This is a genomic window from Citrobacter sp. Cf118 (assembly GCF_030334095.1).
Classification (GTDB): domain Bacteria; phylum Pseudomonadota; class Gammaproteobacteria; order Enterobacterales; family Enterobacteriaceae; genus Citrobacter; species Citrobacter freundii.
Map to the genome: position 1 here is coordinate 42,635 of NZ_JAOWES010000085.1, position 17,774 is coordinate 60,408.

General features: G+C 52.2%; 13 protein-coding genes. 10 read left to right on the plus strand and 3 right to left on the minus strand.

Features of this window, described 5'->3' with window-relative positions:
• Positions 1–112: 112 nt before the first annotated feature.
• Positions 113–346, minus strand: a complete 234-nt coding sequence (mgtL, locus tag OGX67_RS26860) for a mgtA regulatory leader peptide MgtL (RefSeq protein WP_099975506.1) — start codon at positions 344–346, stop codon at positions 113–115.
• 11 nt (positions 347–357) lie between these two features.
• Here mgtL and treR point away from each other — a divergent pair, with 11 nt between their 5' ends.
• From treR to OGX67_RS13400, 4 genes are all read left to right on the plus strand, one after another.
• The gene (gene treR / locus OGX67_RS13385; RefSeq protein WP_003844911.1) at positions 358–1,305 is read left to right on the plus strand and encodes a trehalose operon repressor TreR; all 948 of its coding nucleotides are present in this window, start codon (positions 358–360) and stop codon (positions 1,303–1,305) included.
• A 156-nt stretch (positions 1,306–1,461) separates the two neighbouring features.
• On the plus strand, positions 1,462–2,880 hold the full coding sequence (treB, locus tag OGX67_RS13390) for a PTS trehalose transporter subunit IIBC (protein WP_257651287.1): 1,419 nt from the start codon (positions 1,462–1,464) through the stop codon (positions 2,878–2,880).
• A 49-nt stretch (positions 2,881–2,929) separates the two neighbouring features.
• Positions 2,930–4,582, plus strand: a complete 1,653-nt coding sequence (gene treC, locus OGX67_RS13395; protein ID WP_257651288.1) for an alpha,alpha-phosphotrehalase — start codon at positions 2,930–2,932, stop codon at positions 4,580–4,582.
• Between the two features lie 161 nt (positions 4,583–4,743).
• Positions 4,744–5,487: an oligogalacturonate-specific porin KdgM family protein gene (locus OGX67_RS13400; RefSeq protein WP_071696509.1), complete on the plus strand. Its 744-nt coding sequence runs from the start codon at positions 4,744–4,746 to the stop codon at positions 5,485–5,487.
• A 4-nt stretch (positions 5,488–5,491) separates the two neighbouring features.
• Here OGX67_RS13400 and OGX67_RS13405 read toward each other — a convergent pair whose 3' ends face one another.
• A complete protein-coding gene (locus tag OGX67_RS13405; protein ID WP_003844915.1) occupies positions 5,492–6,151 on the minus strand; it encodes a MurR/RpiR family transcriptional regulator in 660 nt (219 codons plus the stop codon).
• Between the two features lie 180 nt (positions 6,152–6,331).
• Between OGX67_RS13405 and OGX67_RS13410 the strand changes: the two genes are divergently transcribed.
• From OGX67_RS13410 to nrdG, 6 genes are all read left to right on the plus strand, one after another.
• Positions 6,332–7,741, plus strand: a complete 1,410-nt coding sequence (locus OGX67_RS13410) for a PTS fructose transporter subunit IIC (RefSeq protein ID WP_204584192.1) — start codon at positions 6,332–6,334, stop codon at positions 7,739–7,741.
• A gap of 1 nt (position 7,742) precedes the next feature.
• Positions 7,743–10,352, plus strand: coding sequence for a glycoside hydrolase family 38 N-terminal domain-containing protein (locus OGX67_RS13415; RefSeq protein ID WP_257651289.1), 2,610 nt, complete (start codon positions 7,743–7,745; stop codon positions 10,350–10,352).
• Entirely contained in the window at positions 10,349–12,058 is a 1,710-nt protein-coding gene (locus OGX67_RS13420; protein ID WP_199400142.1) for a sugar phosphorylase, read from the plus strand. Before OGX67_RS13415 ends, OGX67_RS13420 begins: the two co-directional genes overlap by 4 nt.
• A 3-nt stretch (positions 12,059–12,061) precedes the next feature.
• On the plus strand, positions 12,062–12,646 hold the full coding sequence (locus OGX67_RS13425; RefSeq protein WP_139935055.1) for a fructose PTS transporter subunit IIA: 585 nt from the start codon (positions 12,062–12,064) through the stop codon (positions 12,644–12,646).
• A 377-nt stretch (positions 12,647–13,023) separates the two neighbouring features.
• Positions 13,024–15,162, plus strand: coding sequence for an anaerobic ribonucleoside-triphosphate reductase (gene nrdD / locus OGX67_RS13430; protein WP_003025782.1), 2,139 nt, complete (start codon positions 13,024–13,026; stop codon positions 15,160–15,162).
• 184 nt (positions 15,163–15,346) lie between these two features.
• Positions 15,347–15,811, plus strand: coding sequence for an anaerobic ribonucleoside-triphosphate reductase-activating protein (nrdG, locus tag OGX67_RS13435; protein WP_106902705.1), 465 nt, complete (start codon positions 15,347–15,349; stop codon positions 15,809–15,811).
• 33 nt (positions 15,812–15,844) lie between these two features.
• On the opposite strand, the gene OGX67_RS13440 is transcribed toward nrdG, so the two are convergent.
• Positions 15,845–17,758 (minus strand): BglG family transcription antiterminator, encoded by a 1,914-nt coding sequence (locus tag OGX67_RS13440; RefSeq protein WP_061548941.1) that lies wholly within the window; start codon positions 17,756–17,758, stop codon positions 15,845–15,847.
• Between the last annotated feature and the right edge of the window lie 16 nt (positions 17,759–17,774).

The following is a 17,774-nucleotide window of genomic DNA, read 5'->3' on the forward strand; positions in this document are numbered from 1 at the left end:
CAGTAAATCCTTCAGGCGTGGCAAAGCCTTGCCTGATGGCAATCTCAAAATCGTAACAGGGACGTCAGAACGTCACTGTCTTACGCATCCGGTAAGACAGTGAAAGACAGGCTTACCGGAAAGGGTTGTTTCTCCGTCTCGGGAGAGGGGTGGGATCGGGATCCATATAGCCTCCGGTAAGTGAAAGATTTGCGCTGCGGATTATACGCAGAAAACCATAAGGTTTGTGGCAATTATGGCGGTATGATACAGCACGGAAACTAAACCAAATGTATACCAGACTTTGCCCATTGCACTGCGCTTGAGTAAAGTTATTCTCTATTTGGCATAACTTCACACGCAACATGGGAAAACAGGATGCAAAATCGGCTGACCATTAAAGACATCGCCCGCTTAAGCGGTGTGGGAAAATCAACCGTTTCCCGTGTGCTCAACAATGAAAGCGGCGTGAGTGAACGCACCCGCGAGCGCGTTGAAGCGGTGATGAATCAGCACGGTTTTTCCCCTTCTCGCTCCGCACGCGCCATGCGTGGGCAAAGCGACAAGGTAGTGGCGATTATCGTCACGCGTCTGGACTCGCTTTCGGAAAATCTCGCCGTGCAGACCATGCTGCCCGCCTTTTATGAACAGGGTTACGATCCGATCATGATGGAAAGCCAGTTCTCACCCGAACTGGTTGAAGAACATCTCGGCATGCTCCGACGCCGCAACATTGACGGTGTGGTGCTGTTCGGTTTTACCGGCATTACTGAATCCATGCTCACCACCTGGCAGGATTCGCTGGTGCTGCTGGCAAGAGATGCCAAAGGCATTGCCTCGGTCTGCTATGACGATGAGGGTGCCATTCGCACCCTGATGCAGCGTTTATATGAACGCGAGCATCGCCATATTAGCTTTCTTGGCGTTCCTCATAGCGACGTGACCACCGGTAAGCGCCGCCATGAAGCTTATCTGGCATTCTGTAAGAAACACAAACTGCATCCGGTTGCCGCGCTGCCGGGTCTGGCCATGAAGCAGGGCTATGAGCAGGCCGCCAGTGTCATCACCCCGGAAACCACCGCATTAGTCTGCGCGACGGACACCCTCGCCCTTGGGGTCAGCAAATACCTGCAGGAGCAGCGAATTGAGAACCTGCAGTTGGCGAGCGTGGGCAGCACGCCGCTGATGAAATTCCTCCATCCGGAAATTATCACCGTCGACCCAGGATACGCCGAAGCCGGGCGACAAGCGGCCTCTCAGCTGATCGAGCAGATCAACGGCCGCAGCGAACCACGACAAATCGTTATTCCTTCCACCCTCTCCTGACCGCTTTCTGAGCGTTAATTTGTGATCTTCGCTGCGTTTCGGGAACGTTCCCATTTTTAAATATTCATCGACGATATACTCTGGCGCCAACAACGCGAGAGTTGCCGGATGGCGACCTAACGCGTCTTATCCGGCCTACGGGGAACACACGTCATCATGAGCAAAATAAAACAAGCAGACATCGACCGGCTGATTGAGCTGGTAGGCGGGCGCGACAATATCGCCACGGTAAGTCACTGCATTACTCGCCTGCGTTTTGTGCTGAATCAGCCTGCGAACGCCAGGCCGAAAGAGATCGAACAGTTGCCGATGGTCAAAGGCTGCTTCACCAATGCCGGGCAATTTCAGGTGGTGATTGGCACCGAGGTAGGTGATTATTACAAAGCGCTGCTGGCGACTACCGGACAAGCCAGCGCCGACAAAGAGCAGGCGAAAAAAGCGGCGCGGCAGAATATGAAATGGCATGAACAGCTGATTTCTCATTTTGCGGAGATCTTCTTCCCGCTGCTGCCCGCGCTGATTAGCGGCGGCTTGATCTTAGGTTTCCGTAACGTGATCGGCGATCTGCCGATGAGCAATGGCCAGACGCTGGCGCAGATGCATCCTTCGCTGAAAACCCTTTACGACTTCCTGTGGCTGATTGGCGAGGCGATCTTCTTCTATTTGCCGGTCGGGATCTGCTGGTCGGCGGTGAAGAAAATGGGCGGTACGCCGATCCGCGGTATTGTGCTGGGCGTAACCCTGGTTTCACCGCAGTTAATGAACGCTTATTTGCTCGGTCAGCAGGTACCGGAAGTGTGGAACTTCGGCCTGTTCAGCATTGAGAAAGTGGGCTACCAGGCGCAGGTCATTCCGGCATTGCTGGCTGGTCTGGCGCTCGGGTTTATTGAAACACGCATGAAGCGCATCGTGCCGGATTACCTGTATCTGGTGATCGTCCCGGTGTGCTCGCTGATCATTGCGGTGTTCCTCGCGCACGCCTTCATCGGTCCGTTTGGTCGCATGATCGGCGACGGTGTCGCGTTTGCGGTCCGCCATCTGCTGACCGGCAGTTTTGCTCCGATTGGCGCGGCCCTGTTCGGCTTCCTGTACGCCCCGCTGGTGATCACCGGTGTGCATCAGACCACACTGGCTATCGACATGCAGATGATTCAGAGCATGGGCGGCACGCCGGTATGGCCACTGATCGCACTGTCGAATATCGCTCAGGCTTCTGCGGTGGTCGGGATCATTATCTCCAGTCGCAAGCACAACGAACGTGAAATCTCCGTTCCTGCCGCGATCTCTGCTTATCTTGGAGTAACTGAACCAGCAATGTACGGGATCAACCTGAAATACCGCTTCCCGATGCTGTGCGCGATGATCGGCTCCGGTCTCGCCGGACTGCTGTGCGGCCTGAACGGTGTGCTGGCAAACGGGATTGGCGTCGGCGGTTTGCCGGGCATCCTCTCCATCCAGCCGACTTATTGGCAGGTATTTGGCATGGCGATGGTCATTGCGATTGTTATCCCAATGATACTGACCTCATTTGTTTACCAGCGTAAATACCGTCTGGGCACATTACAAATTATCTAACTTTTCTTCGGGGCGCAGTTGCGCCCCAGCGTATTTCCAGGAAACAACCATGAATATTCCCCACTGGTGGCAAAACGGCGTTATCTATCAGGTTTACCCCAAGAGTTTTCAGGACACTACCGGCAGCGGCACCGGCGATTTACGCGGCGTGATGCAGCGCCTCGACTATCTGCAAAAACTGGGAGTCGATGCCATCTGGCTGACGCCATTCTATATTTCGCCGCAGGTTGATAACGGTTACGACGTCGCAGATTACCTGTCTGTCGATCCGGCCTACGGTACGCTGGAAGATTTTGACGAACTGGTGGCGCAGGCGAAAGCGCGCGGCATCCGTATTATTCTCGATATGGTGTTTAACCACACCTCAACCCAGCACGCCTGGTTTCGTGAAGCTCTGGATAAAGACAGCCCGTATCGTCAGTTTTATCTCTGGCGCGACGGCACGCCAGACAGCCCGCCGAATAACTGGCGTTCCAAATTTGGCGGTAACGCCTGGGGCTGGCACGCCGAAAGCGAGCAGTACTATCTGCACCTCTTTGCTCCGGAGCAGGCCGATCTGAACTGGGAAAATCCGGCGGTACGCGCCGAGCTAAAAAAAGTCTGTGAGTTCTGGGCCGATCGCGGCGTGGACGGATTGCGCCTCGACGTGGTGAATCTTATCTCTAAAGATCAGGACTTCCCGCACGATCCCGACGGCGATGGGCGGCGTTTTTATACCGACGGCCCGCGCGCGCATGCGTTTTTACGCGAGATGAACCGCGACGTCTTCACGCCACGCGGCCTGATGACGGTGGGCGAGATGTCTTCCACCACACTGGAAAATTGCCAGCAGTACGCCGCACTCGATGGCAGCGAACTGTCGATGACCTTTAACTTTCACCACCTGAAAGTGGATTACCCCAACGGTGAGAAGTGGACGTTAGCCAAACCCGATTATGTCGCGCTGAAAACCCTGTTCCGCCACTGGCAGCAGGGCATGCATAAACAAGCCTGGAACGCGCTGTTCTGGTGTAACCACGATCAGCCGCGCATCGTGTCGCGTTTTGGCGATGAAGGTAAATACCGCATTCCGTCGGCCAAAATGCTGGCGATGGTGCTGCATGGCATGCAGGGCACGCCCTATATCTACCAGGGTGAAGAGATCGGCATGACCAATCCGCACTTCAGCCAGATTACCGATTATCGCGATGTGGAAAGCCATAACATGTTTGTCGATCTGAACGGTCAGGGGCGAGATGCCGACGAACTGCTGGCGATCCTCGCCAGTAAATCCCGCGATAACAGCCGCACGCCGATGCAGTGGGATGCCAGCCAACACGCGGGCTTTACCGAGGGCGAGCCATGGATCAATCTGTGTGACAACGCAGCGGAGATCAACGTGGCGGCAGCGCTGAGCGATGCCGACTCGGTGTTCTACACCTATCAGAAACTGATCGCATTGCGCAAAGTGGAGCCAGTTATTACCTGGGGCGACTATCAGGATCTGTTACCGGACAGCCCACATCTGTGGTGTTACCAACGCGAGTGGCAAGGGCAGCGGCTGCTGGTCATTGCTAATCTGAGCGATACCTTCCAGAACTGGCAGCCAGTCCAGGCCGATGGAAACTGGCAGGTGCTGATGCACAACTATGCCGAGGTCGCCAGCCAACCTGGGGACATGACACTACGTCCTTTTGAGGCCGTCTGGTGGTTGCAGAAGTAACGCCGCAAAGATACGGATAAGCATCTTTATCCGTATCTTTTATTATTCAATTCAGGAGTGACGTATAGCGATACCTGAAATGTACCATGATAAAATTTACAAGCGCTGGAGAATAAAACAAAAATACCCCTGCCTCTTATTATATAACCCGGCAGGATATTATGAAAAATCTTATTAGAACATGTTCTCTTTCAGCATTAATGATTAGCAGCCAGGGATGGTGTGGAAATACTGCTGTTGATTTACGCTTTGGTCATAACACCAACTCTGACGTTAATGACTCACGTATTAAAGTCATGCACCAGGCCGATAATGGATTTTATTTTTCCGTTGAGGCTGCACAAAATCACAATGACACATTTTTTGGCGATACCGATCGTAACGACCCCGATGATAAAGGTGTCACTGAAGCCGCTCAAGAAATAGAAACGCGCTGGCGTTTTGATTTAGGCGATGGTTATGCAATTGCGCCGGGGATGGTTACTGTATTTACCACCAGCAACACGCATTACCGTCCCTTTATTCAAGGATGGAAGTCTTTTGATAATGGACTTAATCTCTCCGCGCGTTATCGCTATAACACCGTAAATGACTCACACAGTGACAGAGAATTAGACGGCAGCGGTTACACTCGCCGTCAATCTCACCAGTTCGATATCTGGTTTGCCTATAATATCGGCAAGTTTGGCATGTCCTATAATCCCCGCTTCCGCTGGCAGGATGGTGTCGACCAGGGAACGGGTGATGATACGTATTGGGAACATACCGTGGCGTTCAATTATAAACTGGACGATGGCTGGACCCCGTATGTTGAGCTAGTGTCTCTTGATAAAACCTACATCAATGACAACGGAAATCATGAAAATGATTACGCCGTGCGTCTGGGTATCGTTAAGCAACTCTGATGTTTTACGCCGCATCGTGTTGCAACAAATAGCAACCGATGCGGTCAACAACGGTCAACAACTCCAGTTGGCCTTCCCGTTGGTATAAGGAAATCGCATCTATATCAATGTCCAGGGGCCAACACAGCGTAGCCAGCGCCGCTAACGACGATTCTCTCCTGGTAATCGCAATTATTTTTAGCCCTTTTCGCAAAGCATTTCTTGCCATCTCAACTAAAGAAGCGGTTTCTCCCGATTTACTGATCAGCACCAGCGTTCCTCGCGAGACCCGGGTAAGCTGATGAATATCATTGAGAATCAAATGGGGTAAACTCGCCAGTGAAAGAAAGCGAGAAAGGTAATTCAAACTGGTCAGCGATGCACCACGTGAATATAAAAATATATGACTTGAATTACTCAGCAGGTTACATAATTGTATAATTACTTCTGTTTTCTCGTTGCCAACACTATATTTTACCGGTTCGGCAACACGTCTGTCTCGTGAAAATTTATAACGCAGTTCGGTATAACTCTGATACCCCATTTTCTTACACACCCGATTCACCGACGTCGTCGTCGTGAAGGTCTCGGTCGCAATCACTTTAGCGGAAATATCAGAAATTTCATGCGCATGGCACTGTATATATTCGAATATTAATCTTTCACTACCTTGAAAAGAATTCATAAAACAGCACTCTTTAACTAAAGATAGAATAATCATACTCGTATCTTATACCTGACACTGCAATGCGAATCACACTATCAGGATACAGGTATGCCCATACGCAATTAGTATCACCAAACGTTTAATGGTTCTTTTATTTCTCTTTATAATTTCCGCAGTCCTATTTTTAGAGATTTTACAATGACAAAACTAAAAATTGTTGCAGTAACGGCGTGCCCTACAGGTATCGCCCATACATTTATGGCGGCCAACAAAATTGTCACCTGGGCGAAAGAAAATGGCTTTGATGTTAAGGTAGAAACACAAGGAAGCGATGGGGTCAAAAATAAGCTTTCCCGGCAAGATATCGCCAGCGCTGACGCTGTCATACTGGCAACGGACGTTCCTATCCAGGATGCTGAACGATTCGCAAACACGCTACATCTTAAAATTCGTACCCAGGAACTGATTAAGAATACCGAGCGCTATATTCGCCAGGCGCTAGCCTTGAGCAAAGGCTCCACCCAAATAACTGACGAACCCGAAGAGCATCATTCCACATGGCAAATATTTATTGGCCATATTATGGCAGCAATCAGCTATATGCTGCCTGTTGTCGTTCTCGGTGGATTACTTATGGCGGTGGCGAAAATAACCGGGCAATTTATTCCCATCGCCGGAACGCCGTTCGAGGTGCTGGATAAACTGGGCTTTATGGTCATCAAGTTTATGTACCCGGTATTTGCCATGTACCTCGCCTTTTCAATTGCCGGGAAACCCGCACTGATACCTGGTCTTATCGGCGGAATTATGTCTGACGAAGTCTACAAGCGCTTTTTTAATCTCGAAGGTTTTATGCCCTCGGGATTCTTTGGCGCAATCGCCATCGGCTTTTTTGTCGGTCATCTGGTGCAATGGCTCAACGATACAATAAAAGTACGTCAGCAAATCACCACCATAAAAACCATGCTGATCGTGCCACTGTGTACCGGTATTACACTGGTTATTGTGATGCAGTATCTGATTAACCCCATTTTTGGCGCGCTGAATCAGGCGATGGTGGCCTTTTTTACTTCCGCCGGAGACTCCGGGCGCAGCTTTTACTCGCTGATGATCGCAGCAGGTACCGCTTTCGACCTCGGCGGGCCAATTAACAAAGCTGCGGGGTCGGTGGCGCTGGGACTTAACGGCGTGAGCGATACCTTCGATTTAACAGCCAGAGAACTGGCTATCGTCATCCCTTCAATCGGCGTCGGCATTGCCGCATTGCTCAATAACCGCTTCGGTCTTCCTGATGTGTTCAATAATGAAGAAAAAACTATCGGTAGTACCTCACTACTGCTGGGATTCATTGGCATTTCCGAAGGCGCGATCCCCTTTATTCTGAAAAACCCGCGTCTGATCCCCGTCTTTATGGTCGGCGCAATGTCTGGCGCATTCATCGCCACAACGTTAGGTGTCAAACAATCCTTACCGCTACCTGCCGTTTGGGGATGGCCGCTCGCCACCAACGTCACCGGCTATCTGGTAAGCGTTTTCGCAGGCTCTCTGGTGTGCGCGTTGGGCGTACTTTTCTTCAGCCCGAAACTGGCAACAAATTCAGGAAAGTAAAATGAGTCATATCCATGTCATCGCCCACACGCACTGGGATCAAGAGTGGTATTTCACGTTGCAGGACAGCAATATCCTGGCATCGCGAAACTTTGCCGATGTTATTGATACATTAGAACGTTACGCCGATTACACCTGTTACCATTTCGACGGACAAACCGCCGTGGTTGAGGATTTTCTGGCCGTCAATCCGCAATACACTGACCGCCTGAAGCTGCTGGTCAAAAACAAGCGGCTTTACATCGGCCCGTGGTACACCCAGACGGATACGTTCAACGTTCACGGCGAATCGATTATCCGCAACCTGAAGTACGGCATACTTTCCGCGCGTAAACTGGGCCACGCCATGATGGTGGGATATCTGCCCGATACCTTTGGTCATAACAGCCAGCTCCCGACGCTGCTTCGCGGATGCAACCTGGACAACATCGTGTTCTGGCGCGGCATTGATCATGACACGCAGGTTGCACAGAGCCAGTTTATCTGGCGTGCTCCGTCAGGTTCGCAAGTCATTGCCTGCGCAATGCTGTTTGGCTACGGGGCAGCCAAAAATATTCAACCGGACGATGCCCACCTGCAGGAAAAAATCTTTCCAATGGTGAATCTCATCCGCCAACGCGCCGGTCTGCATGACTTACTCCTGCCCTGCGGCGGCGATCAGGTCAATATTGATCCTCTGTTACCCAAGATTCTGCAGACGGTCAGCGAACGCTCCCCTACAGGCGATCGGTTCCAGATATCATCGCTGGAAGCGTTTGTTGATACGCTTCGTCAGCAAGCAGATGGATTTACCTGCTGGCAAGGCGAACTGAAATCCCCGCGCTATACCCGGATCCACAAAACCATCGGCTCCGTTCGTTACGACATTAAAAAGAAAAATTACGATATCGAACAATTTTTGTTGGGCAAGCTGGAACCGACTATTGCGCTGGCCCGCCATCATGATATTGATGTCAACCTCCAGTGGGTTGATCAAATCTGGAAAAACCTGTTACGCAACCATGCCCATGACTCCATAGGCGGGTGTAACAGTGATGCCACCAACCGGGATATTCTGCATCGCCTGGAACAGACGGAACAGCTCAGCCATAGCCTGTGGAATCTGGTGATTAAAGAGCTGGCCATTGCCAGCAGCCAGGAGAACGACCTCTTTGTGGTGAACCCTGGCGCGACGCCCTGGTCCGGGGTTGTCAACGCCACGCTATATACCAGCACACCATCCCTTGAACTCTGCGCTGGCGAGCAGACTCTCTCATTTAGCATTATTGAACAAACAAAGCTTTCCGGTGGACGCGTGATTCAGGTTACGCCGCAGGGAGAAAAAGAGGTTGAGCTTCCGCCTTATTATCGCTCGCAGATCGCTATCGACACGCAGGAACTGCCCGCACTGGGTTATATCAATATTGCCGTTCGCGAGGGCACGCACACGGTTTCTACGCTGCGCCCTTATGCCGAAAACCATATTGAAAATGACCATTATCGACTCAGCCTTGATGACGGAACACTGACGCTACGGGATAAACGTACCGGCAGAACGCTCTCCGACCTGCTGACCTTCGAAGATTGTGCGGATGCAGGTGACAGTTATGATTTTTCACCGCTGAAAGGTGATATCCCCAAAAATTTCAATGACTTCACGCTTCTCGCCTGCGAAAAGAGCCAGCACGTCGAGCGCTTAACGTTGGGCATCACGCTCAGCCTGCCTTATTCATTAAGCCAACGCGCGACACAAGCGTGTCCGATACAGGTTGTTTGCGAACTCCGCCAGGGCGAAACCCATCTTTTTATTGATGTCAGTCTGGAAAACAACGTTTGCGACCACCGCCTGCGCCTGCTGATCAACAGCGATATTCATACCCAGGAATCGATAGCCTCGCAGCCTTTCGGCATTATTCACCGCCCCATTGCCGACGCCCCTGCGAACTGGCAGCAAAACTATCGTGAGAAACCTGTCGATATCGAAACCAGCGAGGGAATTATCGCCATTGCGGAAAACAACAACGCGCTGGTCATAAACAGCCTGGGCATGAAAGAGTATCAGATCCTGCAAAACGCAACATCACAGGTGGCGCTGACGCTCTTCAAATCAACAGGCGTTCTGGGACGCGACGATCTGGCCTGGCGCCCCGGACGCGCTTCCGGCATCAATAATACCGTCGTTTACACGCCCGAGGCCCAGCTCCACAAGCCCCTGATCTTTAGCCTGACCCTGACACTTAGCGAGCGTGCCGACCATCTGACATTACGCCGCCTTGAGGCCAGAGCTTTACGTCAGCCTTTCAGCTGGCAGAACCAGAAATTGAATACGCTGGACAACCGTCTGGAGCGCTTCACGCTCAATTTCACACCGCGTTCACTGCCAGAAACTTTCAGTCTGCTGAAGTTGCCTGAGCCGCTCATGCTCTCGGCGCTGCCACACGCCCAGACGATAAATGGAACAATATTACGTATTTTCAATGCCGGTGAGCATCCTGTTGAACTACCACCATTGCTGCAAGAAATGCCGCAGATTAACTATCTGGAAGAACCCGTTAAGCACTGCCGCGAAATTGCGCCTTTCGCCACATGCGATTTCCTTTTCTCACTGCCGGAGCGTGACGCAAAAGTATGAATATCTCCCCACATAAAGCATTTATCCGCGACACGCTGGCACAGCTCTATCCGCAAGCGGATCATCAGGCAATCGCAGCGAAGATTGAACAGCTTATCCAACGCTGGAAACCCAAAACGCAAACGACGATTCCGTTAGATCAAAGCCGTATCTGGATGATCGCCTATGGCGATAGCATCTGCGCGCAAGGGGAAAATCCCCTATCGATTCTCCACCAGTTTGCAAAACTGTGGTTGAAGGGGACGATCAGTGACATTCACCTGCTGCCGATGTTCCCGTGGACCTCCGATGACGGTTTTAGCGTGGTGGATTACCGACAGGTTGATCCCCATCTTGGGCAGTGGTCAGATATTGCCGCGCTGGCGGGCGATTTCAATTTAATGTTCGATTTTGTGATTAACCATATTTCACAGCAAAGCCGTTGGTTCCAGGGCTATTTGCATGGTGAGCCTCGCTACCAGAACTACTTTATCAACGCCGATCCGGATGAAAATTACAGCCGGATCACACGTCCGCGTACATCTCCTTTATTAACGCCATTCACGCTTAAAACAGGGGAAACGGCGCATATATGGACCACATTCAGCGCCGATCAAATCGATCTTAACTTCCGTGAACCCGAGGTTTTACTGGAAAGTATTGATATTCTTTTGGAATATGCTTCACGCGGTGCCCAGGCAATTCGACTCGATGCCGTCGGTTTCTTGTGGAAAGAGAAAAACAGCCGCTGCATTCATCTGCCGCAAACCCATCAGGTAATCAAACTCTGGCGGGCGATCCTGGAAGAGATCTGGCCTGACTGCCTGCTGATTACCGAAACCAATGTGCCACATCAGGAAAACATCAGCTATCTGGGTGCCGGGGATGAGGCTCATATGGTGTATCAATTCCCGCTACCACCGCTGACACTGCATGCCTGCCTGCGCGGCAACGCACGCTGGCTACGCCAGTGGGCGCAAAGCCTGGAGCAAGAAACCTTTCCTGCCAACACCACATTTTTCAATTTCCTCGCTAGCCATGACGGCATTGGCCTGCGACCTGTCGAAAACATCCTCTCGACGGAAGAAAAAGCGTTCCTGGTCAGTGAAGTAGAACGTAAGCAAGGACGAATTTCCTGGCGCACCAATCCAGACGGCAGCCAGTCGCCGTACGAGATGAACATTAACTTTCTGAGCGCGTTAAGCGAACCGGGAGAAGCTCCCGACACGCAGGTTGCCAGATTTGCCGCCGCTCACGCCATCCTCTTTATGTTGCAGGGCGTTCCTGCAATTTACTACCACAGCCTTCTCGGTAGCGAAAATGATATCGCAGGGTTGAACGCGTCAGGGATCAATCGCCGTATTAACCGTGAAAAACTAGATTTCGCCGCCACGCATCAGGCATTAGTCACGCCAGAATCCCGACAAGCGAAGATCTATGCCGCACTAACGACATTACTGCGCATTCGCCAACAACATCCCGCGTTCTCACCGGCAGCCGCTCAACAAGTCCTTACACTGCCGGATGCGCTATTTGGCGTCAAACGCCACCACCAGACAGAGGAAGAAACTGTCTACGGTATTGTGAATGTCACTGGCGCATCACAAACACTTCTCTTACCCGTGACGGGGACAGATCTCCTGACAGGAACCCCCTTTAATGGCGTTTGCGAACTGGCGGGCTGGCAAACGATCTGGATCCACGTCAAGGCACAACCGGAGGCATAAAACATGGAATTGTCCACACTGACTCGTCAGGCGTTAATTTTTATCGATCCGCCGCAATCGTCCCCCGATGCGATCATCCGGTATATGTCTTCAGCATTGTCTGAATGCGGACTCATTACCAATAAAGACGCTTTTATTGACAGCGTTCTGCGCCGTGAAAATGAAGGACCGACCGCGCTGGGAGAAGAGCTGGCCGTCCCTCACGGAAAATGTGATTCCGTCGTGCAGGCGTCGTTCTGCGTCGCCCTTTTTCCCGAGCCAATACTGTGGCCGGGTCTTGAAGGACCTGAACCAGTACGGTTAGTGTTCCTGCTGGCGATCCCGCCAAATGAAGCGGGTACAACGCATATGCAACTGCTCACCCAGCTCACCTCGTCGCTGGTTGAGGATGAGATGCGAAACGCCATGCTTAACGCTACGTCTGCCGAAGAAGTACTGGCGCTGCTCTCGACTGGAACGACACCAGCTCAGGAAGTGCCAGAAAACCGCGTGAAGAGCAGTTACCTTGTACCACTCATTCTGGGTCTCGTCGCCTCGGCAGCCTTCATTAATGCAGGTATCCACTGGATGCAGTCGCTGTCGTCATAGTGTGTTCCGGGCAGCAGATGCCTGCCCGGCTTTACCCTACTGTTTTTGTTGAATAATTAATCAGAATTTTCTGCCCACAATTTACAATCGCTGTACTGCCCGTCATCTGTACGCTCCGATTTTTACTTTGCGCTACATCAAATAAATCGTAAACATCCTTGATGCAAATCACTACATATAGAACTTAAAATGCACGCCGACCCAATATGTTGTATTAATCGACTACAATTGCTACAACTACAGTGCACCGCTTTACGGTGAAATTGTGGATAAAGTGGGTCAGGATTGCGGGAAGTCATTGGCAATAGAGATGAATAAAGCCATGGCCGCTTCCCCAACCTCTGTGGATAACCTGTTCTTATAAATATGGAGTGATCATGACACCGCATGTGATGAAACGAGATGGCTGTAAAGTGCCGTTTAAATCAGAGCGCATCAAAGAAGCCATTCTGCGTGCAGCTAAAGCAGCGGGAGTCGATGACGCAGATTACTGTGCCACCGTCGCAGAAGTCGTTAGTAGCCAGATGAATGAGCGCAGCCAGGTCGATATCAACGAGATCCAGACAGCGGTAGAAAACCAGCTGATGTCTGGTCCGTACAAACAACTCGCCCGTGCGTACATCGAATATCGCCACGACCGTGATATCCAGCGTGAAAAGCGTGGCCGTCTGAACCAGGAAATTCGTGGTCTGGTTGAGCAAACCAACTCTGCTCTGCTGAACGAAAACGCCAACAAAGACAGCAAAGTGATCCCGACCCAGCGTGACCTGCTGGCCGGTATCGTCGCCAAACACTATGCGCGTCAGCACCTGCTGCCGCGTGATGTCGTCCAGGCGCACGAGCGTGGTGATATTCACTATCACGATCTCGACTACTCTCCGTTCTTCCCAATGTTTAACTGCATGCTGATCGACCTGAAAGGCATGCTGACGCAGGGCTTTAAGATGGGTAACGCGGAGATTGAGCCGCCAAAATCCATCTCCACCGCGACGGCCGTCACCGCGCAAATTATCGCGCAGGTTGCCAGCCATATTTATGGCGGTACCACCATTAACCGTATTGACGAAGTTCTCGCACCATTCGTGACCGAGAGCTTTAACAAGCATCGCAAAACCGCTGAAGAGTGGCAGATCCCGGATGCCGACGGTTATGCGCATTCCCGTACCGAGAAAGAGTGCTACGACGCATTCCAGTCTCTCGAGTATGAAGTGAATACCCTGCATACCGCTAACGGTCAGACGCCGTTCGTCACCTTCGGTTTTGGCCTGGGAACCAGTTGGGAATCACGTTTGATCCAGCAGTCCATTCTGCGTAATCGCATTGCGGGCCTCGGTAAAAATCGTAAAACCGCCGTGTTCCCGAAACTGGTGTTCGCCATTCGCGACGGCCTGAACCACAAGTTTGGCGATCCGAACTACGACATCAAACAACTGGCGCTGGAGTGCGCAAGCAAGCGTATGTATCCGGACATCCTGAACTACGATCAGGTAGTGAAAGTGACCGGTTCGTTCAAAACGCCGATGGGCTGTCGCAGCTTCCTCGGCGTGTGGGAAAACGAGAACGGCGAACAGATTCACGACGGGCGTAACAACCTCGGCGTTATCAGCCTCAACCTGCCGCGTATCGCGCTGGAAGCCCACGGCGATGAAGCCACCTTCTGGAAACTGCTCGACGATCGACTGGTGCTGGCACGTAAAGCGCTGATGACCCGCATTGCGCGTCTGGAAGGCGTGAAAGCCCGCGTGGCGCCAATCCTGTATATGGAAGGTGCCTGCGGCGTGCGTCTGAAAGCGGACGATGACGTGTCAGAAATCTTTAAAAATGGCCGCGCGTCTATCTCGCTGGGTTACATCGGCATTCACGAAACCATTAACGCACTGTTTGGTGACAAACATCTGTACGACAGCGAGCAGCTTCGCGCCAAAGCTATCGCCATTGTCGAACGCCTGCGTCAGGCAGTCGATCAGTGGAAAGACGAGACCGGCTACGGCTTCAGCCTGTACAGCACGCCGAGCGAAAACCTGTGCGATCGTTTCTGCCGTCTGGATACCGCCGAGTTTGGTGTGGTGCCAGGCGTGACCGATAAAGGTTACTACACCAACAGCTTCCACCTCGACGTGGAGAAAAAGGTTAACCCGTACGACAAGATCGATTTCGAAGCGCCATACCCGCCGCTGGCGAATGGAGGCTTCATTTGCTACGGCGAATACCCGAATATTCAGCACAACCTGAAAGCACTGGAAGACGTCTGGGATTACAGCTATCAGCACGTGCCGTATTACGGGACCAACACGCCAATTGATGAATGCTACGAGTGCGGCTTTACCGGTGAGTTCGAGTGCACCAGCAAAGGCTTTACCTGCCCGAAATGTGGTAACCACGACGCCGCGCGCGTGTCGGTCACCCGCCGCGTCTGCGGATATTTAGGCAGCCCGGACGCCCGTCCGTTTAACGCCGGTAAGCAGGAAGAAGTGAAGCGCCGCGTTAAGCATTTGGGTAATGGGCAGATAGGTTAATTTCGACAGTATTATTGCCCGGCAATGCGATGCTTTTCGGGCCATTTTTTCCGCAACGCAATTCACGTCATAGCAAGGCAGCAAATGAGTGGGTCCCGGGGAGCTTACATAAGTAAGTGACTCGGGCGCACGAATGCAGCTAACGCAGCTATGGCGGGAATTGATAAGCGGATGAGAAGCAAAAATGAGGTTTCACCAATATTATCCCGTCGACATCGTTAACGGCCCCGGCACCCGCTGCACGCTGTTTGTGTCCGGGTGCGTGCATGAATGTCCCGGTTGCTATAACAAAAGCACCTGGCGGCTCAATTCCGGCGAGCCATTTACCAAAGAGATGGAAGACAAGATCATTGCCGATCTGAACGATACGCGAATCAAGCGTCAGGGGATCTCGCTCTCCGGTGGCGATCCGCTACATCCGCAAAACGTGCCGGAAATCCTGCAACTAGTGCAGCGCGTTCGCGCTGAGTGCCCCGGCAAAGATATCTGGGTGTGGACCGGCTACAAGCTCGATGAACTCAACGCCGCGCAAATGCAGGTGGTCGATCTCATCAACGTACTGGTCGATGGCAAATACGTGCAGGATCTTAAAGACCCGGCGCTGATCTGGCGAGGTAGCAGCAACCAGGTTGTGCATCATTTGCGTTAATTTTCAGGCGGTAAACATTCTGTTATCCGCCTATCAAAAACGGCTCACGCACTCCATGGCGACCGTTTTGAACTCGGTGAAATTCCGGCATGCGCAGAGCCGCGTCATGGCGCGTTCACGCAGGAAGGTGACGAAAATATCGTAGATCGCCATCGCTTCTTCGTACTCGCTTTTACTGATGGCGAGCAGGAAGATCACGTGCGCGGTTTCATCACCCCAGGCAATGCCCTGCGGGGCGAGGATAGTGTAAACCACCGTTTTCTTGGCCAGCAGACCGAGGGCGTGCGGCAGGGCAATGCTGTCACCCAGCATGGTGCTGACGATGGCCTCACGCTCAACCACTGAATCAAGGAACTCCGCGTCGACAAAACCTTCATCCTGCAACTGACGGCATAAGGTTTTGAACAACGTTTGTTGATCCATTGGCTCGTCAATTACACGAAAATGGGCGGCATCGAAGAATTTGTTCAACATCCACGGGCGGGTTCTGTCCACCAGCACCAGTTTGCCAATTTGCTCGAGTTGATAATCGGTCGGAAACGGCGCAATCATCGCTACGGGCTTATCTTTTTCACCGATCCGCGCGGTAGAGATAACAAAATCTTCGCTAATGCTTTCCCGCTGTTCGTAGTCACGCAGCGTCACGGTATCGACGATCTCTATCTGCGGATACTTACGCGCCAGCACCGCTTCAATCATCCGCGCCATCGCATTTCCGGCATCGCATACCAGCAGAACCTTCGGCTGTCTCTGGTAACCGATGTTGTAACTACGCTCCAGCCCGACGCCAATATGCAGCACGAGGAAGCCGATCTCATTTTCACTGATGGTGTACGGCGTATATTTTCCCCATCCCGAGACGGCAGCCAGCGTCATGTCCCACGCCATGGGGTAGTGCTGTTTAATATTTTCCAGCAGCGGATTGGGGATCATTATCTGGTAACGCACGCGGGTGATCATCGTCTTAATATGCGTCAGCAGATCAGCATGTAACTGTTTGTCATTCAACAGGTTGTAGTTGTACTGGGTGTTGATAAAACGCAGGATGTAATTGACCAACGCTTCGTCATCATCCGCGTTGATAGCACTGGGCGCGATCTCTTGTACCTGGCGGGCAGCAATATGCACCTGTAGCCAGTTTTCTTCGGAAACGGAAAGCGGTTTGTCTGCCAGGCGGTGCAATACCGCCGCGATTTCCCGCGTGGCCAGGCACACCGATTGATCGGCCTCTTCTGCGGCAAAATCCGGGAGTGGATACCCTTCGCTAATCCGCCGTACCGCCACCGCGCAGTACAAGCGTAAAAACAGCTCGCCCTCATCGGTCAGACGAATATGGAAACGGGCAAAAATGTCCTGCAAAACGGGCTGTAACTGCTCAGGGATCCCGGCATTCAGCGCTTCTTGCGTCACTAACGGGTGCTGCGGATCCTGCTGTGCCAGCGTCCACAGCAGATCGGTCAAACAGGCGCGAATCGCCATTTCGCTGCCGAACAGTTTCATGCCGTGACGGGGACGCGTTTCCAGCGTCAGATGATAACGTTGCAGATGCTCGCGCACCTCAGCCATATCGTTTTGCAGCGTCGCGCGGCTGATAAACCATTCATCAGCCAAATCTTCCAGCTTTAGCGAGAAAGCCGACGTCAGAAAACGCACCACCAGCCAGTGTATCCGTTCCTGGCTGGTTCGAGGGATGCGTAGCAACGCGTTAGGCTGCTGCGTTTGCAGGGTGTTATAACTTGCCGGGTCGTCAATTTTGAGCTGATAACCGTTACCCCGGCTGAGGACAAACTGTGCGCCGTACTGGGTGAGCAGCGCGTTTAGCGCGGTGATATCCGCCCGTACGGTGCGTGTGGAAACCGACAACCGCTGCGCCAGCTCGTCCTGTGGAAGCGCTTCGTTTTGCAACATGTCAAACAGCTGTGCTAAACGTTGGTTGGGGAATCGCACGTCAGTTTCCTCATCA